The organism is Variovorax davisae (genome assembly GCF_030316845.1).
Taxonomy (GTDB): Bacteria; Pseudomonadota; Gammaproteobacteria; order Burkholderiales; family Burkholderiaceae_C; genus Variovorax; species Variovorax davisae.
Genome location: NZ_JASZYS010000014.1, coordinates 63255 through 87501, shown reverse-complemented (window position 1 = coordinate 87501; position 24247 = coordinate 63255). Strand labels below are relative to the sequence as shown.

At 71.2% G+C, this 24247-nt stretch carries 13 protein-coding genes; 3 read left to right on the top strand and 10 right to left on the bottom strand.

The window, feature by feature from the left end; genetic code table 11:
• Positions 1 to 2 precede the first annotated feature (2 nt).
• Genes treY through glgB form a run of 7 tightly spaced genes read right to left on the bottom strand, consistent with a single transcriptional unit; the run spans position 3 to position 17096 of the window.
• Complete coding sequence (gene treY / locus QTI33_RS27120; RefSeq protein WP_286509476.1) at positions 3 to 5030, bottom strand: malto-oligosyltrehalose synthase; 5028 nt, start codon at positions 5028 to 5030, stop codon at positions 3 to 5.
• Positions 5023 to 6870, bottom strand: a complete 1848-nt coding sequence (gene treZ / locus QTI33_RS27115; RefSeq protein WP_286509475.1) for a malto-oligosyltrehalose trehalohydrolase — start codon at positions 6868 to 6870, stop codon at positions 5023 to 5025. Before treZ ends, treY begins: the two co-directional genes overlap by 8 nt.
• On the bottom strand, positions 6867 to 9002 hold the full coding sequence (gene glgX / locus QTI33_RS27110; RefSeq protein WP_286509474.1) for a glycogen debranching protein GlgX: 2136 nt from the start codon (positions 9000 to 9002) through the stop codon (positions 6867 to 6869). Before glgX ends, treZ begins: the two co-directional genes overlap by 4 nt.
• Positions 8999 to 9772, bottom strand: a complete 774-nt coding sequence (locus QTI33_RS27105; RefSeq protein ID WP_286509473.1) for a mechanosensitive ion channel family protein — start codon at positions 9770 to 9772, stop codon at positions 8999 to 9001. The genes glgX and QTI33_RS27105 overlap by 4 nt, the downstream gene beginning before the upstream one ends.
• A gap of 30 nt (positions 9773 to 9802) precedes the next feature.
• Complete coding sequence (gene treS / locus QTI33_RS27100; protein ID WP_286509472.1) at positions 9803 to 13132, bottom strand: maltose alpha-D-glucosyltransferase; 3330 nt, start codon at positions 13130 to 13132, stop codon at positions 9803 to 9805.
• 15 nt (positions 13133 to 13147) lie between these two features.
• Positions 13148 to 15208: an alpha-1,4-glucan--maltose-1-phosphate maltosyltransferase gene (locus tag QTI33_RS27095; protein WP_444814895.1), complete on the bottom strand. Its 2061-nt coding sequence runs from the start codon at positions 15206 to 15208 to the stop codon at positions 13148 to 13150.
• Positions 15201 to 17096 carry a 1,4-alpha-glucan branching protein GlgB gene (gene glgB, locus QTI33_RS27090; RefSeq protein WP_286509470.1) on the bottom strand — a complete coding sequence of 632 codons (1896 nt, stop codon included), beginning with the start codon at positions 17094 to 17096 and terminating at the stop codon, positions 15201 to 15203. The genes QTI33_RS27095 and glgB overlap by 8 nt, the downstream gene beginning before the upstream one ends.
• A gap of 221 nt (positions 17097 to 17317) precedes the next feature.
• Between glgB and QTI33_RS27085 the strand changes: the two genes are divergently transcribed.
• Both QTI33_RS27085 and QTI33_RS27080 read left to right on the top strand, forming a co-directional pair.
• Entirely contained in the window at positions 17318 to 17539 is a 222-nt protein-coding gene (locus tag QTI33_RS27085) for a hypothetical protein (protein WP_286509469.1), read from the top strand.
• 19 nt (positions 17540 to 17558) lie between these two features.
• Positions 17559 to 18101 (top strand): hypothetical protein, encoded by a 543-nt coding sequence (locus QTI33_RS27080; protein WP_286509468.1) that lies wholly within the window; start codon positions 17559 to 17561, stop codon positions 18099 to 18101.
• On the opposite strand, the gene QTI33_RS27075 is transcribed toward QTI33_RS27080, so the two are convergent.
• Positions 18102 to 20072, bottom strand: coding sequence for a hybrid sensor histidine kinase/response regulator (locus QTI33_RS27075; protein WP_286509467.1), 1971 nt, complete (start codon positions 20070 to 20072; stop codon positions 18102 to 18104).
• 122 nt (positions 20073 to 20194) lie between these two features.
• Here QTI33_RS27075 and QTI33_RS27070 point away from each other — a divergent pair, with 122 nt between their 5' ends.
• Positions 20195 to 20800, top strand: a complete 606-nt coding sequence (locus QTI33_RS27070; RefSeq protein ID WP_286509466.1) for a hypothetical protein — start codon at positions 20195 to 20197, stop codon at positions 20798 to 20800.
• On the opposite strand, the gene QTI33_RS27065 is transcribed toward QTI33_RS27070, so the two are convergent.
• Together QTI33_RS27065 and QTI33_RS27060 are read right to left on the bottom strand one after the other, a co-directional pair.
• On the bottom strand, positions 20797 to 22521 hold the full coding sequence (locus tag QTI33_RS27065) for a GMC family oxidoreductase (RefSeq protein WP_286509465.1): 1725 nt from the start codon (positions 22519 to 22521) through the stop codon (positions 20797 to 20799). The genes QTI33_RS27070 and QTI33_RS27065 overlap by 4 nt on opposite strands.
• A 16-nt stretch (positions 22522 to 22537) precedes the next feature.
• Complete coding sequence (locus QTI33_RS27060) at positions 22538 to 24025, bottom strand: aldehyde dehydrogenase family protein (protein ID WP_286509464.1); 1488 nt, start codon at positions 24023 to 24025, stop codon at positions 22538 to 22540.
• Positions 24026 to 24247: the final 222 nt, after the last annotated feature.

The window sequence follows — 24247 nt, the reverse complement described above, 5'->3', positions numbered from 1 at the left end:
GCCTACGGGGCTGGCTCCAGGGCCAGCACCGCGCCCGGAAAGGTCTGCAGCAGGCTGGCGAGCGCGAGTTGCGGGCCGCCCGGCGGATGCCGCAGGCCCGTCACCTGGTCTTCCATCGCGGCGGCCGCGAGGCCGTCGGGCAGCCGCACGCAGGTGTCGCCCCAGCCGGCGTCGCCGAGGCGCGCGAACAAGCGCACCACGATCACCACGATGGCCCGGTCGTCATGACGGCGGGCGAAGGCGATGACGTGGCCGGCGCGCTCGCCGCGCACCTCGAGCGGCTCGTAGCTGCCATGCCGGAACAGCGCGGGCCAGCGTTGGCGCAAGGCGAGCAGCCGCCAGGTCAGCCACAGCTTGGCCCGGCCGTCGGACGGCGTGGCCGCGAAGCCGCGGACGGCCTGTGCGAGCGCGCTGCCGGCGCTGGCGGCCGCCAGCGCCTGCATGGCCTCCAGGAGGCGCGCGCGTTCGTCGTAGTCCACCGGCCGGCGGTTGTCCGGATCGACCAGGCTGCGATCGATGAGTTCGCAGCCCTGGTACAGGTCGGGCACCCCGGGCGAGCTGTACTTGAGCAGCGTGAGGCTGATGCCGTTGAGCGCACCGAAGCGATCCAGCGTGCCCACCACGCGGCCCAGGTCGGCCAGGAAGGCATTGCCGGGCCGCGGCGCCAGCAGGCCGCGCACGAAGCGCTCCAGCGCCGCTTCGTAGCCGGCATCGGGCCGGGTCCAGCTGGTGCCCGTCTTGCCTTCCCGGGCGGCCTTGTGCATGTAGCGCACGATGCGGTCCGCAAAGCCGTCCGGCGCCGCCGCGTCGGGCGCCGCCATCGGCATCGTGCCGAGCAGCGTCTGGTAGAGCAGGTACTCGTGCGCGGCCGACACCGGGCCGCGCAGCGGCGCGTTGAAGCGCGACCAGCGCCGCAGCGCCAGGCGCCACAGGGCCGGCAGCTCGGACAGCACGTCGATGCGCAGCCGCACGTCCTCGGCGCGCTTGTTGTCGTGGGTCGAGGTGGCCAGCATGGTCTGCGGCCAGCGCCGCTGGCGGTCGCTGCTGGCTTCGTGGAAGGCGGCCACCGAAACGCCGAGCCGGTCGGGCTCGCCGCCGACCTCGTTGGCCGAGGCGAGCGGAAAGTAGCGGTAGAACGCCGTGTCCTCGACGCCCTTGGCCGCCACCGGGGCGCTGAACTGCTGGAAGCGCCGGGCGAAGCGCAGCGCCTGGCGCCGCGCCGCCCGGCCCGGCGCGGGGGCCCGCCCGAGCAGCGCTTCGCGCACGAACTCGAACACCGAAGGGTCGGGCAGGGCCAGGCGGTCGCGGGCCGCGGCGATCGCCTGGTCGACGAAATGCCGGTCCTGCCCGCTGACCTGCTCGTCGTTGTAGGTGCGATAGACCGTGAGGCTGGCCGCCACGGTCGCCAGCACCTCGCGCAGCGTGTTGAGCGTGTGGTCGCGGGTGCTGCGATGGGCCTTGCCGATGGCCAGCAGCGCGATCGCGAGCACTTCGAGGTCGGAGGCCAGCGTCACGCCCGCCACCTCGCGCTTGGCCTGGTAGACGAGCTCGTCGAAGGGCGCGCACTGGCCGGTGAAGTTGCGCCAGATGCGCTTCAGCCGGCCGGCGGCGCGCTCGTCCACCAGCACCGCGTTGGCCAGGTTGGCGAAGCGGTAGCCGGTGGTGCCGTGCACCGCCCACGACACCGGCACCTCCTCGTGTGGCGCCGCGATCTTCTCGGCCACGACGTAGAGCGGCCGATCGGGGCGGCCGTCGGCATCGACGCCGCGCGGCGGCAGGCCGGCGCGGGCGACGAAGCCGTCCTGCAGCCGCTCGAAATAGCGCGCCGGGTCCTGCAGCCCGTCGGGATGGTCGATGCGCAGGCCGTCGACCCAGCCGCGCGCGGCCAGGTCGAGCGCCATCGCGTGGGTGGCCTCGAACACCGCGCGGCGCTCGTTGCGCAGCGCCGCCAGCTCGTTGACGTCGAAGAAGCGCCGGTAGTTGATCTCGTCGGCGGCCGCCCGCCAGTGGGCCAGCCGCCAGGCCTGCGCCTCCAGCAGGCGGTGCAGGCGGTCGCGCTGCTGCGGGCCGTTGAGCGCCTCGACCTCGGCCGCGATCGCCTGCCCCACCGCGGGTCGGGCGGCGGCGAGCAGCGCCAGCTGGGCCTGGAGCAACTGGCTGTCGCGGGCGCGCTCGGCCACGGTCCTGGGCTTCGAGCGCTGCCGGCCGGGCAGGTGGCCGAGCGCGGTGGCGATGCCGGCCAGCGGGGCACTGGCGTCGCCCGCGCCCAGCCGGGCGCAGGCGCGCTCGAGGATGGCGGCGGTGCTCTCCGGGGCCAGCGGAAAGCGGTGCTCGAAGTAGCCGATGCCGAACTCGCCGGCCTCGGCGTCCCACAGCAGCGCCAGCTCGCCGCGCTCGAGCACCCGGCCGTAGGCGTCGCCGAGCACCGGCAGCATCACCTTGCCCGCCAGCTGCGGTGTCAGCGGCTGCCAGTCGATGTCGAAGTGGCGCGCGTAGCGCGAGGCCATGCCGTGCGCCAGCACGTCGGACCACCAGGCGTTGTCGCTGCCCAGCACCCCCATGTGGTTGGGCACCAGGTCGATCAGCTGGCCCATGCCATGGGCCTTCAGCGTCTTCGTCAGGCGCTCGAACGCGGCCAGGCCGCCGAGCTCGGGATTGATCTCGTCGTGGGCGACGACGTCGTAGCCGTGCATGCTGCCGGGGCGGGCGCGGTGGATCGGCGAGCAGTAGACGTGGCTGATGCCCAGCCGCGCCAGGTAGGGCACGATGCGCGCGGCATCGTCGAAGCTGAAGCCGCTGTGCAGCTGCAGCCGGTAGGTGGCGCGCGGCACGCGGGGGCGCGCCGCCGGGCCGGCCGCTTCGCGCGGCCGGCTGCCTGCCAGGGCGGCGCACAGCCGCACCAGCGGCGTGCGGGCCCAGAGGTCCTGCCCACCGCCGCCGTACTTGCGCTGCCAGTTGGGATGCTGGAAGGTGGTGCCGGGCAGATTGGCCTGCTCGCTCTCGCCGAGCGCGTCCTCGAGCTGCGCCATCATCACGCACGAGGGCGCCGCCGCCAGGAAGGCATGCACGGCCGCCACCGCGTCGGCGTCCAGCGTGCCGGCCGCGGCCGCCGCCACGCTCTCCTGCGGCAGCGGCTGCTGCTGCCGCACGGCGTCGAGCAGGCCGGCGCGATCGCGCTTGCGCTCTTCCACCTGCTGCTCGTACGCCGCGGCGTCGGCGATCAGCCCGAGCTCGAAGCGCAGGCGCAGGTCATGGGCCGACCACCAGCCCGCGAGCGTCGGCAGGTCGTGCGTGCTGACCGCCACCACCGCCTCGCGCGGCCAGGACGCCGGCGCCCGGAAGGCGCCGTCGGCCTCGCGCTCGAAGTACAGCAGCCGGTACGACTGGACGCCGCGGCTGCGCATCGCGTCGCGCATCGCATCCGGCACGGTGCCGAGGTCCTCGCCGATCACCAGGCAGCGATGGCGCTGGCTTTCCAGGGCCAGGATCGCCATCAGCTCCTCGACCGGATAGGCCACGTAGCTGCCGTCGTGCGGCGTGCCGGCGGCCGGGATCCAGAACAGGCGCATCAGCATCATCACGTGGTCGATGCGGATCGCGCCGGCGCCCCGCATGTTGGCGCGCAGGGCCTCGATGAAGACGGCGTGCCGGCCTTCGCGCAGCCGGTCCGGGCGCAGCGGCGGCAGGCCCCAGTCCTGGCCCTGGGTGTTGAAGGCGTCGGGCGGCGCGCCCACCCGCACGTCGAGCGCGAAGCCGTGGCGATGGCGCCAGGCGTCCGAGCCGCCGCGGTCGACCGACACCGCCAGGTCGAGGTAGAGGCCGACCGCCATCCCGAGTTCGGCGCAGCGCGCCGCCGCCGCTTCGAGCTGCCGGGCGGCCTGCCACTGCAGGTAGGCGTGGTAGCCGATGCGCTCGGCGTGGCTGGCGGCGAAGGCGGCGACGGCGGCGCCGTCCGGATCGCGGTAGGCCTCGGGCCAGGCCGGCCAGCCCCAGACCGTGGCATCGGCCGCATGCAGGTGTGCCTGCAGCGCTTCGAACAGCGCATGCTGCTGCAAGGCGACGCCGCCGCGCTGCCGGAACAGCGCCAGCGCGGCGACCTCCGCATCGTCCGGCGCGCGCTCGAGGAAGCGCCGGTAGAGCGCTTCCAGCACCTCGTGCTTGGCGGCCGAGACGCCCTGGTGGTCGATCAGCGGCGCCGCCCGCAGGCCGGCCAGCCGCGCCTGGAAGGCCGGCGAGCGCACCCGCCGCTGCGCCGCGGGCGAGGCCCGGAAATCCGGCACCGCCTCGACATCGATGTAGAGCGGGTTGAGCTGGGCCCGCGACGAGGGGCTGTACGGGCTCTGGTGCGCCGGGTTGTGCGCGAACAGCGCGTGCAGGGGATTCAACCCGACCACGTCCGCGCCCGCGCGGGCGGCCCCGGCGACGAAGTCGGCCAGGTCGCTGAAATCGCCGAAGCCCCAGTTGCGCGGCGAACGCAGCGAATGCAGTTGCAGCGTGAAGCCCCAGAGCCGGCCGCCGCGTTCCAGCCAGTCCGGCTGGTGGCAGCGCGCCGGCGCGCAGACCAGCAGCGTGTCGCCGGGCTGGCCGACGATGCACAGGCGGTGGTAGCCGGCGGGCAGCGCCAGCGCGACCGTCAGCCGGAAGCGGCGGTAGCCGGCGCCATCGATCTCGATGTGCGCATCGACTTCCAAGTCGGCGCTGTCGACGACGCCCTGGTGGCGGGCGCCGCTCTCGTCGTCCACCCGCCATTCGATCCGCGCCGTGGACGCCGGCAGCTGCAGCGGCACGCTGAAGTGCGCGCTGCCGGCCGCGACCGTTTGAACCGGGGGCAGGGCGCGCAGCCATGACCGGCGCTCGGCGGCCGCGTCGGCGGCGGCCGCATCGGTGCCCGGCGGCAGGAAGCCGGCATCGCGCATCAGCGCGGCGAGCGCCTCCGGCGCGACCCGATGCCAGTGGCCGAAGACGTCGTGGTAGCCGGTCGCCACGCCGTGGCGTTCGCAGAGACGCTGGAGCGCCTCGGCCTCATCCATCGCCGGGCTCCTCGAGGCTGGCGCAGACGCCGCCCCGGGGCAGGCGCAGCAGGCTGCCGGGCGCAGCGCCATCGTCGACGCCCAGCCGGTGGATCACGCGGCCGGGCGGCCAGGCCAGCTCGGCCTCGGCGGCGCCGAAGTTGGCGACCAGGTGCAGCAGGACGCCGGCGTCGGCGCCGAGCCGCCACGCCAGCCGCAAGGCATCGCCTTCGCAGGACCACTGGTGCGCGCGGGCGCCGCCGGCGAAGCGGGGCACCAGTTCGGTCTGCCGGACCCGCAGCAGCTCGCGCGTGCGGGCCAGTGCGGCGGCGTTCGGCGGCTGCGCCGGTTGCTGCGGGTCGAGCCGCGAGTCGGCGAAGGTGGCGGGGTCGTTGGGATCGGGAATGCGCGCCTGCGCGGCCTCGTCGGCAAAGGCGGCGAAGCGGCCGAACTCGGCGCGCCGGCCGGCCGTGACCGCGGCCGCCAACTCGGGTCCGAAGTCGCAGAAGAACTGGAACGGCGTGGTCGCCGCGTACTCCTCGCCCATGAACAGCATCGGCGTGTGTGGCGACAGCAGCACGCAGCTGCGCGCGGCCAGCACCAGCAGCGGGTCGGCGAGGGCGTCGATGCGCTCGCCCAGGGCCCGGTTGCCGACCTGGTCGTGCGTCTGCAGGAACGAGACGAAGGCAGCCAGAGGCAGGTGGGTGCAGGGTTCGCCGCGCAACTCGCCGCCGCGAAACGCGGAGGGCTGGCCGCTGTAGACGAAGCCCTGCGCCAGCGCCAGTCCGAACTGTTCGAGCGGCCGCGACGCGTAGTCGGCGTAGTAGCCGTCGGACTCGCCGGTCAGCAGCACATGGGCCGCGTGGTGCAGGTCGTCGTTCCACTGCGCGGTGGCGGCCAGCGGCGCACCGTCGTCGCCGCGTGCCAGCCGGTGCGCCTGGTTGAGGTCGTTCTCGAGCACCACGTGCACCTGCCGGCGGCGCCCCGGGCCCTGCTGCAGGGCGCTGCAGATCTCCTCGACGATCGGCGGCGTGGAATCGTCGCGGATGGCGTGAACCGCGTCCATCCGCAGGCCGTCGAAGCCGTACTCCTCGATCCAGTAGAGCGCATTGTGGACGAAGAAGTCGCGCACGGTGCGGGCCTCGGCGCCGTCGAAGTTGATCGCGGCACCCCATGGCGTCTGATGGGCCGGGTTGAAGAATTCCGGGCAGTAGGACGGCAGGTAGTTGCCTTCGGGGCCGAGGTGGTTGTAGACCACGTCCAGCAGCACCATCAGGCCCAGCGCATGGGCGCTGTCGATGAAGCGTTTGAGTTCATCGGGCGTGCCGTAGCTGGCGTCGGGCGCGAACGGCAGCACGCCGTCGTAGCCCCAGTTGCGCTGGCCCGGGAAATCGGCCAGCGGCATCAGCTCGACCGCCGTGATGCCGAGTTCGGCGAGGCCGGGCAGCCGGGCCCGGGCGGCCGCCAAGGTGCCCTCGGGCGTGAGGGTGCCGAGGTGCAGCTCGTAGACCACGGCCTCGTGCCAGGGCCGGCCGGTCCAGTCGGCGTCGCGCCATGCGTAGGCCAGCGGATCGACCACCTCGCTCGGGCCGTGGACGTCATCGGGGTTCAGGCGCGAGGCCGGGTCGGGCACGCGCAGGCCGTCGGGCAGCCGGTAGCGATAGCGGTCGCCCGCCGCCGCCTGTGCCAGCCTGGCTTCGTGCCAGCCGCCGTCGGCGCGCGCCATCGGGTGGTCCTGCCAGCCGGTGCCGTGCGCCCGCTCGAGCACCACCCGGTCGATCGAGGGTGCCCAGAGCCGGAAGCGCACGCCGCCCTCCGCCAGCACCTCGGCTCCGAAGGGCATCGCGTGACGGCGCTTCATGCGGCGGCCAGGCTGCGGCGCAGCAGCGCCAGCGACCGGCCCTGCAGCGGATAGGTGGCTTCGGCCAGCAGCAGCGACAGCGCGCTCTCGCGGGCCGTGTCGACCATCCGGGTCCAGCGGTCGCCCGGGCGGGTCGGCATCGTGAAGGGCACCGGGTCGTGGTAGGCGTTGAGCAGCAGCAGGAAGTCGTCGTCGCGCTGCGGCTCGCCGCGCGGGCCGACGTCGGTGATGCCGGTGCCCGAGAACAGCATGCCGAGGCAGCGCACGTGCTCGCCCTCCCAGTCGGGCGGCGTCATCTCCTGGCCGTCGGGCCGCAGCCAGACCACGTCCTTGGTCTCGCTGTCGCCGGCCGGCTGGCCGCGAAAGAAGCTGCGCCGGCGGAACGAGGGGTGCTCGCGCCGCACCCGGATCAGTCGGGCGACGAAATCGCGCAGCGAGTCGGCCTCGGGCCGCGGCGTCCAATCGAGCCAGCCGAGCGCGTTGTCCTGGCAGTAGACGTTGTTGTTGCCCTTCTGCGTGTGGCCGCGCTCGTCGCCCGCCAGCAGCATCGGCACGCCCTGCGACAGCAGCAGGGTGGCCAGGAAGTTGCGCTTCTGGCGCTCGCGCAGGGCGTTGATCTCGGGGTCGTCGGTGGGCCCCTCGGCGCCGCAGTTCCACGACCGGTTGTTGCTGTTGCCGTCGCGGTTGTCCTCGCCGTTGGCTTCGTTGTGCTTGTCGTTGTAGGAGACGAGGTCGTGCAGCGTGAAGCCGTCGTGGGCGGTGATGAAGTTGATGCTCGCGTGCGGCCCCTTGCCCGACCAGCCGTACAGGTCCTGCGAGCCCGCCAGCCGGTGGGCGACGTCGCCCACCACGCCGGCATCGCCCTTCCACCAGCCGCGCAGGCCGTCGCGGTAGCGGTCGTTCCACTCGGCCCAGCCCGGCGGGAAATTGCCGACCTGGTAGCCGCCATGGCCCAGGTCCCAGGGTTCGGCGATCAGCTTGACCTGGTTGAGCGTCGGGTCCTGGCGGATGGCGTCGAAGAAGCCGCCGAGGTTCTCGACCTTGCCGGCCTCGCGCGCCAGCGCCGAGGCGAGGTCGAAGCGGAAGCCGTCGACGTGCATCTCCTCGGCCCAGTAGCGCAGCGAGTCCATCACCAGCTGCAGCGCGCGTGGATGCTCCAGGTTGACCGTGTTGCCGCAGCCCGTGAAGTCGTCGTAGTAGCGCGGCTGCTCGGCATTGGCGATGTAGTAGGAGGCGTTGTCGACGCCGCGCATCGACAAGGTGGGCCCGAGATGGTTGCCTTCGCAGGTGTGGTTGTAGACCACGTCGAGGATCACCTCGATGCCGGCCGAGTGCAGGGTCTTGACCAGGGTCTTGAACTCCTTCACCTTGCCCGAGGCGCTGTAGCGCACCTCGGGCGCGAAATAGCCCAGCGTGTTGTAGCCCCAGTAGTTCTGCAGGCCCTGTTCGGCCAGGTGGCGGTCGTTCAGGAAGGCATGCACCGGCAGCAGCTCGATGGTGGTCACGCCGAGGCGCTGCAGGTAGTCGATGACCGGCGCGCAGCCGAGCGCCGCGTAGGTGCCGCGCAGTGGCTCGGGCACGGCCGGGTGCTGCATGGTGAAGCCGCGCACGTGCAGCTCGTAGATCACCATGTCCTGCCACGGCACCTCGGGCCGGCGGTCGTCGCCCCAGGTGAAGGCGGTCTCCAGCACCCGGCCCTTGGGCATGAAGGCGGCGCTGTCGCGGCGGTCGAAGGACAGGTCCTGGCGCTTGCTGCCGACCGAATAGCCGTACAGCGCGTCGCTCCAGCGCAGCTCGCCGACCAGGTCCTTGGCGTAGGGATCGAGCAGCAGCTTGTGCGGGTTGAAGCGCTGGCCCTGCTCGGGCTTGTAGGGGCCGTGGATGCGCAGGCCGTAGGCCATGCCGGGGCGCGCCTCGGGCAGGTAGCAGTGCCAGACGTCGTTGGTGCGCTCGCGCAGCACGATGCGCTGCCGCTCGTGGCGGCCCTTGTCGTCGAAGATGCAGAGCTCGGCTTTTTCGCCATGCTTCGAGAACACCGCGAAGTTCACGCCCTGGCCGTCCCAGGTGGCGCCCAGCGGATAGGGCTTGCCGGGCCAGACGGCGGACAGCGGAGTGTGCGGGTGCTTGGTCATGGATGCGGACGGTCGTCGTGCAAGTTCTGCGCCGGCCGCGCCGGCCATGCACCGGCGGGCGGCGTCGCGGCCGGGGCGCGCGCCGCCACGCGGTCGGCCAGCCGCTTCTTGCGCGGCCACCAGTCCTCGATCCGGTCGGCCGCCCAGTCCTTGCCGGCCAGGCCGAAGGCCAGCGCCAGCGCGAAGACCACGCCGCCGAGGATGATCAGGAAGCTCTGGCGCACGATGTCGCCGCCGATCTTGACCTGGTCGAGCGCGATCAGCACCACGAACAGCAGAATCGCGTACTGCGCCACCTTGCCCAGCAGCACGGCATCCTGGATGCCCGCATGGCGGCCGTAGGTGGTCACGGCGTCGCCCACGAACTTGCCGAAATAGGCGCCGAAGGCGAGCACCAGCATGGCCACGAAGACGTTCGGCACGAACCACATCACGCGGCCGAGCAGGTCGGCGACGTAGCTCAGGCCCAGACCGTTGGAGGCCACCACCAGCGAAGCCAGGATCACCATCCAGTAGGCCAGGGCGCCGAAGACCACGGTCGAGTCGGTCACCATGCCGCCCTGGCGCAGGAAGTTGTCGATGCCGGCGCGCTCGGTCAGGACGGGGAAATTGATCGCATGCAGCCCGCGGATGACCGCGAAGCGCACCACCTTGGCGATCAGCCAGCCCGCGACCACCACCAGGGTGGCGAACACCAGGCGCGGCACGAAGGCGCCGATCTGGAACAGGAAGGCGCGCAGCGGCTCGAGGTAGAACGTCAGGGTGTCCATGGAAGCTCTCCGGGAGATGGGGGGCGGTCGTCAGGCGGGCGTCGGGCCGGAGCCCTCGAGCAGTGCCAGGATGCCCTGCAGCGGCACCGGCACCCAGTCGGCCCGATTGCCGAGTTCGTAGCGCAGTTCGTAGAGGGCCTTCTCGAGTTCGAACAGGCGCAGCAACTGGGGGTCGACCGCGCCGGCCTCGGGCGCCAGCGCCGCGGCGTAGCCGTCCAGGAAGGCGGCGCGGGTCTGGCGCTCCCAGTCGCGGGCGTCGGCGTCGAGGCGCGCCAGTTCGACCGCGTTCTGGGCCGCCCGCCGCAATGCGCTCCAGCGCGCGTAGTTGAACGAGCGCAGCATGCCGGCGACGTCGCGCAGCGGCGACTGCTTGGCGCGGCGCTCCTCGATCGAGCGCGCCGGTTCGCCCTCGAAGTCGATGATCACGAAATCGTTGCGGGCCAGCAGCACCTGGCCCAGGTGGTAGTCGCCGTGGAAGCGCGAGCGCCAGCCCGCCACGCCTTCGAGCGGCAGGGCATCGACGAACGCATCGATCGCGCCGGGGCGCTCCAGCAGCCGGCGCGCATCCTCCTGCGTCGCCGCTGGCAGCCCGGCCAGCTGTTCGCGCAGCTGGACCAGCGTCGCCTGGCCCTGTGCGCGCACGCTGTCGCGCATCGCGCGCCGGTCGGCCGCGGTCATCGGTTCGGGGTCGAAGGCCGGATGGCCGGTGCGCCGGCCCAGCGCGTTGTGCAGTTCCGCGGTGCGTCGGCCCAGGATCGCGACCAGGGCCAGGAAGGCGCCGTGCGGCGCGTCGGCCTGATGGCCGTCGGCGTCGCGCAGCTCCGTCAGCACCCGCTCCAGGTAGGCCAGCGTCCAGGTCCAGCCGTCGCCCTGGTTCGGCACGTAGGCCTGCAGCAGCGCGAGGGTGAACACGCTGCCGTCGTCACCCAGGTATTCGAGCGCGCCGGCCACCGGCACGCCGTGCAGGAAGCCGGCCTCCTCGGTCAGGAAGCGGCCCATCTCGAGCTCCGGATTGATGCCGCGGCGCAGCTGGCGGTAGCCCTTGAGGAACAGGGTCTCGCCGAGGGTCACGACGGTGTTGCTGCTCATGGCGGTCGGCCGGCTGACCGGCAGGTCCTCGATCGCCGAGAGCACCAGTTCGCGGCCCAGCGAGGTGGGCCGGAAATGCAGCCGGCCGTGCGCGGTCCGCATCTCGGTGTCGCCGACGATGCCGCGCACCAGCGCGCGGCAGAAGGCCTCGTCGAAGAAGGCGTCGCCCATCACGCCCACGTTGGCCTTCTGCCGGACTTTGGCGATGGCGGCCGGCTGCAGGCACTTCATGCGCTCCTCGTCGCGGTCTTCCCAGGCCAGCGCGAGCGGCATGAAGTAGGTCGCCTTCTCGGGCAGGCCCTCGAGGTCGAGCAGCGGCAGCATCCAGCTCAGCCCGTCGATGTCCCAGATCGCCGAGTCCGCCAGCCGGGCCCGTGCGATCCGGGAGCCCTTGGACGCATACCAGCGCTGGGCCTCGATGTGGGGCGGCAGCGTGTCGGTCTCGAACTGCTGGATCAGCCGGTCGGCGAAGCCGATGCGCCAGGGCATCACGCGGTCCTTGAGCAGGCTGGTCCAGCCGTCGAACAGCACGATGACCGGGCGGTCGAGCAGCGCCACGCCCTCCTGGTGCCAGCTCGGCATCGGCGCCTCGTCGGCCAGCTTGAACCAGTAGAAGCCGTGCGAGGGCAGGGTCAGCAGGTAGGGCAGTTCGCCGATCGGCGGGAACGAGGTGCGTCCGAGCATCTCGACCGGCACCCGGCCCTTGAAGGCCGAGAGGTCGAGCTCCACCGGCTGCGCGGCGCGCGACAGGTTGAACACCGACAGGATCGCGTCGTCGCCGTGCTCGCTGATGTAGGCCAGGATCTTGCGGTTGCCGGGCTTCAGGAAGGTGCGCCGGCCGCGGCCGAAGGCGCGGCTGGTCTTGCGCACCGCGAGCATCCGGCGGGTCCAGTGCAGCAGCGAGCTCTTGTCGCGCAGCTGGGCCTCGACGTTGACCGCCTCGTAGCCGTACATCGCATCCATGATCGGCGGCAGGTAGAGCCGCTGCGGGTCGGCGCGCGAGAAACCGGCGTTGCGGTCGGGGCTCCACTGCATCGGCGTGCGCACGCCGTTGCGGTCGCCGACGAAGACGTTGTCGCCCATGCCGATCTCGTCGCCGTAGTAGATGATCGGCGAGCCCGGCATCGACAGCAGCATGCTGTTCATGAGCTTGATGCGGTCCTTGTCGTTGTCCATGAGTGGGGCCAGCCGGCGCCGGATGCCCAGGTTGATGCGCGCCTGCATGTCGGCCGCGTAGGTGGTGTACATGTAGTCGCGTTCGCGGTTGGTCACCATCTCCAGGGTCAGCTCGTCGTGGTTGCGCAGGAAGATCGCCCATTGGCAGCCCTCGGGGATCTCCGGCGTCTGCTGCAGGATCTCGACGATCGGGTCCCGGTCCTCCTGCGCGATCGCCATGTACATGCGCGGCATCAGGGGGAAGTGATAGGCCATGTGGCACTCGTCGCCATCGCCGAAGTACTCGCGCACGTCTTCCGGCCACATGTTGGCCTCGGCCAGCAGGAAGCGGTCCTTGTAGTTGGCGTCGATCGCCGCGCGCAGCTGCTTGATGACGACGTGGGTCTCGGGCAGGTTCTCGTTGGAGGTGCCGTCGCGCTCGATCAGGTAGGGAATGGCATCGAGGCGGAAGCCGTCGACCCCCATGTCGAGCCAGAAGCGCATGGTGCGGAACACCGCCTCCAGCACTTGCGGGTTGTCGAAGTTCAGGTCCGGCTGGTGGCTGAAGAAGCGATGCCAGAAGTAGGCCTTGGCGACCGGGTCCCAGGTCCAGTTCGATTTCTCGGTGTCGGTGAAGATGATCCGCGTGCCCTGGTAGAGCTGGTCGGTGTCGCTCCAGACGTAGAAGTCGCGCTCGGGCGAGCCCGGCGGCGCCATCCGCGCGGCCTGGAACCACGGGTGGGCATCCGAGGTGTGGTTGATGACCAGTTCGATCACCACGCGCAACTCGCGCTTGTGGGCTTCGTCGAGCATGTGCCTGAAGTCCTGCAGCGTGCCGTACTGCGGATGCACGTCCTCGTAGGCCGCGATGTCGTAGCCGTCGTCGCGCAGCGGCGAGGGATAGAAGGGCATCAGCCACAGCGTGTTGACGCCCAGGTCCTTCACGTAGTCGAGCTTGCTGGTCAGGCCCTGGAAGTCGCCGACGCCGTCGCCGTTGGAGTCCACGAAGGCCTTGACGTTGCACTGGTAGATGACCGCGTCGCGGTACCAGGTCGGGTCGCCCGAGGTGTCGATCTCGGTGGTTTCGAGGACCAGCTTCGGCAGCGGAGCATTCATGCGGCTTCCTGAGGCTCAGAGGTAGTAGTCGAAGTCGCGCTCGTCGCGCAGCCGCCGGCGCACCACCAGCACGTGCGCCGGCACGCGATCCGGCTCGAGCCGGATGAAGTGCCGCTCGCCTTGCCACATGAAGCGCTGGTCGGTCAGCAGGTCGTGCATCTGGAACGGCTGGTGGCGCGGCACCTCGATCTCCGAGGGGTCCAGCGAAAGGAAGCCCCACTGCGCGTGGTGCGGGTCGAGGTTGACGATCGTCACCACCACGTTGCGGCCGTCGTCGGAGGTCTTCAGGTAGGCGATCAGCTGGTCGTTGTCGATGTCCAGGAAGCGCAGGCTGCGGTCGGCCTGCAGCGCCGCGTTGCCCTGCCGGATGCGGTTGACCCGCGCTATGAAGGGCCGCAGGCCGCTGTCGGCCTCCCAGTCCCAGTGGCGCAGCTGGTACTTCTCCGAATCGAGATACTCCTCGCTCGCGGGTCCGCGCGGCCGGTGCTCCAGCAGCTCGAAGGCCGGCCCGTAGATGCCGTAGCTGGCGGCCAGCGTGGCGGCCAGCACCAGCCGCAGCCGGAACATCGCCTCTTCGCCGCCCTGCAGCGCGGCGTGCAGGATGTCCGGCGTGTTGGGCCACACGTTGGGCCGGAAGTAGTCCGCGCCCGGGCCCTGCGCGAGTTCGGTGAAATACTCGGTGAGCTCCGCCTTGGTGTTGCGCCAGGTGAAGTAGGTGTAGGACTGGGTGAAGCCCAGCTTGGCGAGTCGGTGCATGACCTTCGGTCGGGTGAAGGCCTCGGCCAGGAAGATCAGCTCCGGGTGCGCCCGCTTGCATTCGGTGATCGCCCATTCCCAGAAGGCGAACGACTTGGTGTGCGGGTTGTCGACCCGGAAGATCGTCACGCCCTCGGCGATCCAGTGGTCGAGCACGCTCTTGAGTTCGCGCCAGAGGCCCTGCCAGTCGTCGCTCTCGAAGTTGAAGGGGTAGATGTCCTGGTACTTCTTCGGCGGGTTCTCCGCGTATTGCACGCTGCCGTCGGGCCGCCAGCGGAACCACGCGGGATGCGCCTTCACGTAGGGATGGTCGGGCGCGCACTGGAAGGCGATGTCCATCGCGATCTCGAGCCCGTGCGAGCGGGCCGCGGCGACCAGGTGGCGGAAGTCTTCCGGTGTGCCGAGCGCGGGCAGGATCGCCTTGTGGCCGCCTTCGGCGGCGCCGATGGCCCAGGGGCTGCCGACGTCGCCCGCCTCGGTGCTGAGCGCGTTGTTGCGGCCCTTGCGCTGCAGGCGGCCGATCGGATGGATCGGCGGGAAGTACAGCACGTCGAAGCCCATGGCGGCGACCAGCGGCAGCCGCGCCTCGACGTCGCGCAGGGTGCCGTGCACACCGGGGGTGTCGCCGGCCGAGCGCGGGAACAGTTCGTACCAGCTGCTGAAGCGGGCCCGCTCGCGATCCGCGACCAGGGGCAGCTCGGCCGCGTAGCGGGTCTCCAGCCGGCGGTCGGGATAGCGGCCCACCGTGATCGCCAGGTCCTCGTCGAGCGCCAGCGCCTTCAGGGCCGCCACCTCCAGCGCCGGGTCCTGGGCGCCCTGTTCGAGCGCCAGGGCCCAGTCGGCGAGCGCCTTGCGGTCGGTGCCGGACGCCCGCCCCGCGGCGGCCTGGAGCTCCAGTGCGCCCACCCGCGCCGCCAGCCGGATGTCGTCGGCGTCGACCCGCCGCACCAGTTCGTGGCGCCAGGACTCGAAGCCATCGACCCAGGCCACCACCGTGTAGCGGTAGCGCCCGATCGTGGGCGGCACGAAGTCCGCGTGCCACTCGTCGTTGTAGCGCAGCTTCATCGGCAGCTCGCGGCGGCGGGCCTCGCCCTCCTTCCACCACTGCAGCATCACGCGCGGCGCGTCATGGCCGTCGGTGAACACATGGGCCGTGACCCGGAAGCGCTCGCCCGCCACGCACTTGGCGGCGAAGCGGCCGCCGTCCACCGCCGGCAGCACGGCGTCGACGACGGCGCGGCTGCGGCCGTCGGGCGCGTCGACCGCGACCGGGGGCTGGGGCTCGGCCGTCATGGAGGGCGGCAGCAGTCCATCAGGCATGGGCAACCGCCTTCAGGTAGAGGGTGGACAAAGGCGGCAGGGTCAGGCTCAGCGCCTGCCTGTGACCATGCGAAGGCACGGGCGCGGCCTCGACCTCGCCGAGGTTTCCCCAGCCCGCGCCGCCGAAGGCGAGCGTATCGCTGTTGAGCAATTCGCGCCATATGCCGCCGCTGGGCACGCCCAGCCAGTAGTTCCGGCGCGGCACCGGCGTCAGGTTGCTGACCACCAGCACGGCCTCGCCGTTGCGGGCCCGGCGCAGGAAGGCGATCACGCTCTGCGACTGGTCGTCGGCCTCGATCCACTCGAAGCCGTCGGGCGAGGCGTCGAGTTCGTGCAGCGCCCGCTCGCTGCGATAGAGCCGGTTGAGCTCGCCCACCAGGTGCTGGACGCCGCGGTGCGCGGGCAGTTCGGCCTGCTGCCACTCCAGCTGGCCCTCGTGCGTCCACTCGCGCCGCTGGGCGAATTCGCCGCCCATGAACAGCAGCTTCTTGCCCGGATGCGCCCACATGTAGCCGTACAGCAGGCGCAAGTTGGCGAACTGCTGCCAGGCGTCGCCGGGCATCTTGTCGATCAGCGAGCCCTTGCCGTACACCACCTCGTCGTGCGACAGCGGCAGCACGAAGTTCTCGCTGAAGGCGTAGACCATCGAGAAGGTCAGGCGGTGATGGTGGAAGCGGCGGTGCACCGGGTCTTCCTTCATGAAGGCCAGGGTGTCGTGCATCCAGCCCATGTTCCATTTCATGCCGAAGCCCAGGCCGCCCATCTCGATCGGCCGCGACACGCGCGGCCAGGCGGTCGATTCCTCGGCCACCGTGAAGGTGTCGGGGTGCTCGCGGTAGACGGCCCGGTTGAGTTCGTTCAGGAAGGCGATGGCTTCGAGGTTCTCTCGCCCGCCGTGCCGGTTGGCGATCCACTCGCCGTCCTTGCGCGCGTAGTCCAGGTACAGCATCGAGGCGACCGCGTCCACGCGCAGGCCGTCGATGTGGTAGCGGTCGAGCCAGAACAGGCCCGACGAGACCAGGAAGCTGCGGACCTCGTTGCGCCCGTAGTTGAAGATCGCCGAGTGCCACTCGGGATGGAAGCCCTGGCGCGGGTCGGCGTGTTCGTACAGGTGGGTGCCGTCGAAGGTGGACAGGCCGTGGGGGTCGTCGGGGAAGTGCGACGGCACCCAGTCGAGCAGCACGCCGATGCCGCACTGGTGCAGGTGGTCGACGAAGTCCATGAAGTCCTGCGGCGTGCCGTAGCGCGCGGTGGGCGCGAAGTAGCCGGTCGTCTGGTAGCCCCACGAGCCGTAGAACGGGTGCTCGGTGACCGGCATCAGTTCGACATGGGTGAAGCCCAGCGACACCACGTGCTCGGCCAGCAGGCGGGCCAGCTCGCGGTAGTTCGGCAGGGCGCCATCCGGACGCCGCCAGGAGCCCGGATGGACCTCGTAGATGGAGATCGGCGCATCGAGGCGGTTGCGCTCGGCGCGCGTGCGCATCCAGTCGCCGTCGCCCCAGTCATGGTCGAGCGACCAGAGCCGCGAGGCGGTGGCCGGCGGCGCTTCGCCGAGGAGTGCCAGCGGGTCGGCTTTTTCGAGCACGCGGCCGCCTTCGGCGACGATCCGGAACTTGTAGGCGTGGCCCTGGCGGGCCCGCGCGCTGCGGCCTTCCCAGACGCCGGTGCGGTCGGCGCGCACGGCCAGCGGGTCGGCCTGCGGGTCCCAGCCGTTCCAGTCGCCGATCACCGACACCGACCGCGCATTGGGCGCCCAGACCGAAAAGGTGGCGCCGAGACCGCCGGCGGCCAGGCGACCGCCCAGGTGGTCGTACAGGCGGGCGTGGGTGCCCTCGCCGAACAGATAGGCGTCGGTGTCGCCGAAAGTGGAATCGGAGGGACCGGACATGGGTAGGCGTCGATGCCGCGGGGGGCGGCTTTGGAGGCAAAACTCGGGTTTAGGGCGATGCGGCCCGAAGCGACAGGCGTCAAAGCACCCGTCCTCCTGTCGGACAGCGGCTCGATGGCGATGGAGGGCGCGCGCAGCCCTGGGAAACTGAAACGCAACGTTGCAAAGGGCCCCTGCTGCCGAGCGATGGCAGTAAATTGGAGCGGCAAGGAGGAAGCGCCATGGCTGATCCGACGACCTTTTCGCTCGCGTCGTCCGCGTCCGAGCCGATGCTGCAGCCGGTCCTGGCTTTCCAGCAGGCCTGTTTCACCGGGGTGCTGCAACTGCAGCAACTGCAGCTGCAGATGTTGAGCGCGTGGCAGTGGCCCTTCAGCACCGTCTCACAGGAAATGTGGGATGTGTGGGTGGCGCACTTCGGAGGCGGCGTGCCGATCGACGCCTGAGGCGTGCCGCCGGTCGTGGATGACCAAATACTGCAGCTCCTGCCACACCCCGAACCCGGAGCGCGCACGCCGTTGCCGCGGATGCGGCGGCAGGTTTTCCGGCATCCGCACGCCCACCTTCGGCTTCGACAGCACGCGCCTCGATGCGGCCGAGACCGCCTGGCCGCCGCCCGGGCGGCGGGACGAGCTGCCGCGCAAGCCTCCCGGCCACGCGGCGGCGCCCCGCGCGCGCAAGACCCGGGCTTCGAGCGCCGTCGCGGCCGTCGCCACCAAGCTGGCCGTGCTGGCCGCACTGGCAGGGGCGGTCGTGCTGGTCGCGCAGCGGGTGCCTGCGGACCGATGGGGCCAGGCGATCGCCCGATGGACCGCGCCGGCGGCCAGCACGCCCGCCGCGCCCCTGCGCCCGGCGACGCGGCCCATGCCGCCGCCGGCAGGCTCCGAGGCCTCGACCGTCCTGGAGGCACTCGGCCTCGATCCGGCCCGCATCGATGGCGGGCCTGCAGCCGAGTCCCGGCCGCCGGTCGATGGGCCCACCCTCGGGCCGGATGCGGCGAGCCGCTAGCTAGGCGCGCCCCGGCCCGTGGTCGTCCCGGGTCCGCCGCAAGGCCTGAGAGATCGCGTGCGCCAGCTGCGCCATGTCGAAGGGCTTGGCCAGCTTGACGGTCGACGGATGCAGGTCGTCCGGTTGCTCGGCGAAGCCCGAAGCGAGGATCATCGGCAGCGCGGCGTTGGCCTGGCGCAAGGCCGCGACGAGGTGGGCGCCGCTCATGCCCGGCATCACCTGGTCCGAAATGACCAGGTCGACGTCCGGCGCCGTCCGGATCATGGCCAACGCCTCTTCGGCGCTCGAGGCGGCGAGCACCGAATGGCCCAGGTCTTCCAGCATGGAGGTCGTTCCCGCGAGGACCAGGGGGTCGTCGTCGACGGCCAGGATCCGCATCGGCGACAGGGGCAGGGCCTCGGCCGGCGCCGCCGGTGCCGCCGCGGGCCGGGCCTGCGACGCCACCGATGCCACGGATGCCACCGGAAGCCACAAGGTGGCGGTCGTCCCCGTGCCCTCGGTGCTCTCGAGAACGAACTTGCCGCCGGACTGGACCGCAAGCCCGTGCACCATGGCCAGGCCCAGGCCGGTGCCCTTGCCGACGCCCTTGGTCGTGAAGAACGGCTCGAGCGCGCGCGCCAGCGTCGCGGCGTCCATGCCGGTACCGCTGTCGGTCATCGAGAGCCGCAGGTACGCCCCCGGCCCCAGGTGGTCGGCCTCCGTGCACGCCACCTCGGCGGCCGCGAGCCGCAGCCGGCCCCCTTCGGGCATCGCGTCGCGTGCATTCACCGCCAGGTTGAGCAGCGCCAGCTCCAGCTGGTGCGCATCCACCAGCACCGGAGGCAGCCCCGGCGCGAACGCCTCCTCGATGTGGATCGTGGCCCCGAGGGTGCGCTCGAGCATGTCCTTCATGCCGGCGACCAGCGCCGGGATGTCGACCGCGGCCGGCTGCAGGTCCTGGCGGCGCGCGAAGGCCAGCATCCGCTGCGTGAGCGAGACGCCGCGCTTGGCCGCCGACACCGCGTTCTCGACCAGGCGCAGCAGCTTGTCGTCGCCTGCGACGCGGCGCCGCAGCAGCTCGAGGCTGGTGAGGACGACCATCAGGAGGTTGTTGAAGTCATGCGCGACGCCGCCCGTGAGCTGGCCGATCGCGTCGAGCTTCTGCGACTGGAACAGCGCTTCGCGCGCCTGTTCGAGCGCCAGCTGCGCGTTGCGCTTCTCGGTGATGTCGCGCGTCACCTTGGCGAAGCCGATCACCTGGCCTTGCGGGCCGTAGATGGGGTCGATCACCACGTTGGCCCAGAACGTCGAGCCGTCCTTGCGCACCCGCCAGCCTTCGCCTTCGAAGCGCCCTTCGGCGGCCGCCGTCGCCAGCGCCTTGGCAGGAATGCCGCGCTCCCGGTCTTCGGGGCGGTAGAAGCGCGAGAAGTGGCTTCCGATGATCTCGTGCGGCTCGTAGCCCTTGATGCGCTGGGCGCCGGCGTTCCAGTTGGTGACGATGCCGTTGGCATCGAGCATGAAGATGGCGTAGTCGGTCACCGCCTGCACCAGCAGGCTGAACTGCTCTTCGCTCTTCATCAGGGCGTCTTCGGCGGCCTTGCGCTCGCTGAGGTCGCGGGTCACCTTCGCATAGCCGATGAGCTCGCCGCCCGGCGCGCGGATCGGGCGGACCACGACCTGGGCCCAGAAGCGCCGGCCGTCCTTGCAGACGCGCCAGCCCTGGGCTTCGAAGCGGCCCTCCTGCCTGGCCGCCGCCAGCGCATGGGCCGGCATGCCGTTGCGCACGTCTTCAGGAAGATAGAAGGTCGAGAAGTGGCGGCCGATGATCTCGGACGCGGTGAAGCCCTTGAGCCGCTCGGCACCCGAATTCCAGCTGACGACGATGCCGTCCGGGTTGAGCATGTAGATGGCGTAGTCGACAACCGCATCCACCAGCAGCCGATACCGCTCTTCGGTCTGGAGGCTCGAACCGGCACTTGAAAGGTAATCCACTGGCGCCCTTTGCTTTCAATGGATTATCGCGGCCCGTACTCGACAGTGTGTTGTGTAACATTTTGTGCATTTCCGTGAAATCGGCACGCTGCGATTCGCGCAAAAGCTTTCAAGCTCGCGCGATGTCCGTGATCTGTCCCAAGTGCCATACCGAGAATCGCGCGATCGCGAAGTTCTGCATCGAGTGCATCAGCACGCTGCCGACCCTGCGCGCCGAAGACGGCTTCGCGCCGACGCTGCGCTTGCGTTGGCCCGCGGCGGCGCCGACCCCAGCCGCCGAGGCGGCGGCCCCCTTCGCCAAGGGGCTCTGGGTCAGCGTGGCGGCGCTGAGCGTGGCCCTGCTCATCGGCGCCGCGGGCTGGGTCGTGGCCGGGGCGGGTGGCTGGTACCTCTACAGCGCCGGCAAGGCGCAGGCCGGCCCGGTCAGCGAGCCGGAACACGCCGCTCCAGCGCCATCGCCGATCGCGCCGATCGCACCCATCGCGCAGGCCGCGCCCGAAGGCGCCGCCCCGCCCGTGGCGCGCCCGGCTGCGCCGGCCGCTGCGAGCGCACGCCAGCCTGCGGCCGGCGCGCCGCAGGCAGCGTGCGCCGGCCTGGGCTTCATCGCCGAAGCCCGGTGCATGGCCGCGCAGTGCCTGAAGCCGCTCTTCGCGCAGCATCCGCAGTGCGACGAGGTGCGCCGCCGCCAGCGGCTCGAAGAGGCGAAGCGCAATCCTGTCGCGCCCTAGCCGGCCGCGCGAAGGATCTCGCCCAGCCGCTCCCCGATGATGACGCAGGGCGCCATCGTGTTGCCCGTGGTGATGCGCGGCATGATCGATCCGTCGGCGATGCGCAGGTTCTCGATGCCGTAGACCCGCAGCCTGGCGTCCACCACCGACATCTTGTCCTTGCCCATCTTGGCGGTGCAGGTGGCGTGGAAATAGGACACCGCGGCATCGCGGATGAAGTTGTCGAGTGCCTTGCCCTTGATCGGGCCGGGCATGACCTCGCGCTTCACGAAGGGCTTCATCGGCGCCGAGTTGCCGATCTCGCGGCAGAGTTCCACCGCCCGGCGCATGGCCGCCATGTCGTCCGGGTGCTCGAGCACGTTGGCATGCACTTCGACCCCGTCGCGCGGGTTGGTCGACGTGAAGCGCAGGTGGCCCCGGCTCTTCGGCTTCACGATGCCGGGCCCGATGGTCCAGGCGGTCGGCACTGCGTGTTTGGCGGTGATCTCCGACGAGAACGGGATCTCGATCTGGAACGGCTGCAGGTCCGGCGTGTCCAGCTTCGGGTCGCTCTTCCAGAAGAAGGTGGCCTCGGCCGAGTTGTTGCGCGGCGGCAGCCCCTCGGGCGGCTCCCACATGCAGGCCGCGACCATCGTGTGGTCCTGGAAGTTGCGCCCGACCCCCGGCAGGTTCGCCACCACCGGCACGCCCAGGCGCTGGAGCTGCGCCGCGCCGCCGATCCCCGAGAGCATCAGGATCCTCGGCGTGTTGATGGCGCCGGCCGACAGCACCACCTCGCGCGAGCTGCCGATCTTGCGCAGCTGGCCGTCCCATTCGACCTCGACGCCGGTCACCTTCTTGCCGTCGAGCGTGAGCTTGTGCACCAGCGCCTGGGTCAGGATGGTGAGGTTCGCCTGGTCCATGATCGGATACAGGTAGTGCGAAGGCACGTTGCGGCGCTGGCCGTCCTTGACGCACAGGTTGGCGATGGCGGCGCCGCCGGGGCCTTCCATCATCGCGCCGTTGTGGTCGGCGAAGGCCGGGATGCCGACCGCCGCGCAGCCTTGCACCATGGCCGGCGCCAGCGGGCTCGGGTCCGGCGCCGGCTGCATGAAGACCAGCCCGCCCTTGCCGCGCCGCGCGGCGTCCGGCTCGCCCTGCCAGTCCTCGATGCGCTTGTAGATCGCCAGCACGTGCTGGTAGTCCCAGGCGCTGTCGCCGGCCTCGCGGGCCCAGAGGTCCCAGTCGTTCTTGTGCCCGCGCGCCCACACCGTGGCATTGATGCTGCTGCCGCCGCCGATGGCCTTGCCCATCGGCATGGCGATGGAGCGGTTGTTCAGGCCCGGCCGGGGCACGGTCTTGAAGCCCCAGTCGAAGGGCCCGCCGATGTTGGTGTACCAGACCGCCGGGTTCAGGATGCTGGGCGCATCGGCGGCGCCGCCGGCCTCCAGCAGCAGCACCTGGACCTGGGGGTCTTCCGCCAGCCGGCGCGCCACCACCGCGCCGGACGAACCCGAGCCGCAGACGATGTAGTCGTAGCGCGGCTTCAGCGCGCCGCGCAGCTCGGCCTGGTTGGCGGCGATCGCCAGTGCCTTGTCGGCCAGCGTCATGGCCGCCAGTCCGGAGGTCCCCGCAGCGGCCGCCATGCGGAGGAAGCCGCGCCGGTCGAGCCGGCCGGCCATCAGCTGCGCCTGCAGCAGGTCGAGCCGGGCCGCGGCCTGTTGTTGCTTGGTGCCTGTCATGTCGTCTCCTCGTCGTTCAGCCCACGAACCAGGGCGGGTTGACCTGGGTCTGTACCGTGATCGCCTTCAGGTGCGAATACATGTTGAGCGTCTCGTGGCAATACTCGCTGCCGATGCCGCTCTCCTTGAAGCCGCCGAACGGCGAGCCGCTGGCGAGGTTGAAGTAGTGGTTGATCCACACCGAGCCGGCCTCCAGCCGGTCGGCGGTCTCCATGGCATTGCGCAGGTTGGTGGTGTAGAGGCCGGCCGCGAGGCCGTAGCGCACGTCGTTGGCCTCGCGCAGCATGGTCTCGTGGTCGCTCCAGCGGATCACCGAGAGCACCGGGCCGAACACCTCCTCCTGCGCGATGCGCATGCTGTTCTTCGCCTCGAAGACGGTGGGCGCGATGAAGTAGCCGTGCTCGCTGCCCTCGACCGCCACCCGCCGGCCGCCGGCCACCAGCCGGGCGCCCTCGTCCTTGGCGACGTCGATGTAGTCGAGCACGCGCCGGCCCTGCGTTGGCGAGACCAGTCCGCTGAGCTTGGCCGACGGGTCGAGCGGCCCGCCGACCTTGAGCCGGCGCGTCGCCTCGGCCAGCTGTTCGAGGAAGCGGTCGTAGATCGCGTCGTGGACGAACAGCCGCGTGCCCGCCAGGCAGGACTGGCCGTTGCAGTACATGGCGGCGAAGACCGCGTTGTCGACCACGGCCTCGATGTTCTCGATGTCCGGGAAGACGATGTTCGGGCTCTTGCCGCCGAGCTCCAGCGACACCGGCACCAGCCGCTGGGCGCCCGCCAGCGACACCAGCCGGCCGACCTCGCTGCTGCCGGTGAAGGCGAGCTTGTTGACGCCCGGGTGGGCGGTCAGCGCGGCGCCGGCTTCCTCGCCCATCCCCGGCACGATGTTGACCACGCCGGGCGGAAAGATGGCGGCGATGTGCTTGCCGAGTTCGAGCGTCGACAGCGAGGCGTTCTCGTCGGGCTTCAGCACCACGGTGTTGCCCGCGGCCAGCGCCGGCGCCAGCTTGAACGCCACCATGATCGCCGGCACGTTCCACGGAATGATCTGGCCGCAGACGCCGATCGGCTCGCGCTTGGCCAGCATGTAGCCGTTGGGGATCGGCCGGCCGAAGCCCTCGTGCGTCAGCACGGCGCCGGCGAAGTAGCGGTACTGGGCGTTGGCGATCATGTGGTCGAGGGTGGTCTCCGACAGCCGCCGGCCGATGTCCAGGGCGTCGACCAGGGCCAGCCGCGGCATGTCGGCGGCCAGCGCGTCGGCCAGCTTCAGCAGCAGCGCGGAGCGTTCCTCGTAGGAGGTCGCGCGCCAGCCCGGCAGGGCCGCGCGGGCGGCCTTCACCGCCTCGTCGATCTCGGCCGCGCCGCAGCGGGCGATCGAGGCCAGGTGGGCGCCGGTGGCCGCGTTGGTCGCGGCGAAGCTCGGGCCGCTGGCCGGCCGGAAGGCGCCGCCGATGAAGGCGCCGTAGTGCGCGTCCAGCCGCGGGTCCGTGATGTCCTGATTGCCCATGTCGATGTCCTTCCTTGATCGAATGAAGATCCCCTCGCCGCCGGGCGCGGGGTGGAGGCATTCTTGGAGGGGGCGGCTGGCGGCGCTATCCGGCCTGCGCGCGGCTGTCCGCTTCGCGCAGCGCGGCGGCTGGGGTTTTCCCGGATCGCACGGATTCGAAGGCCGGCACAGGATGCGCCACCCCCGGCCGCCGCGCGATGGCATGAACACTGCATGCAGTCC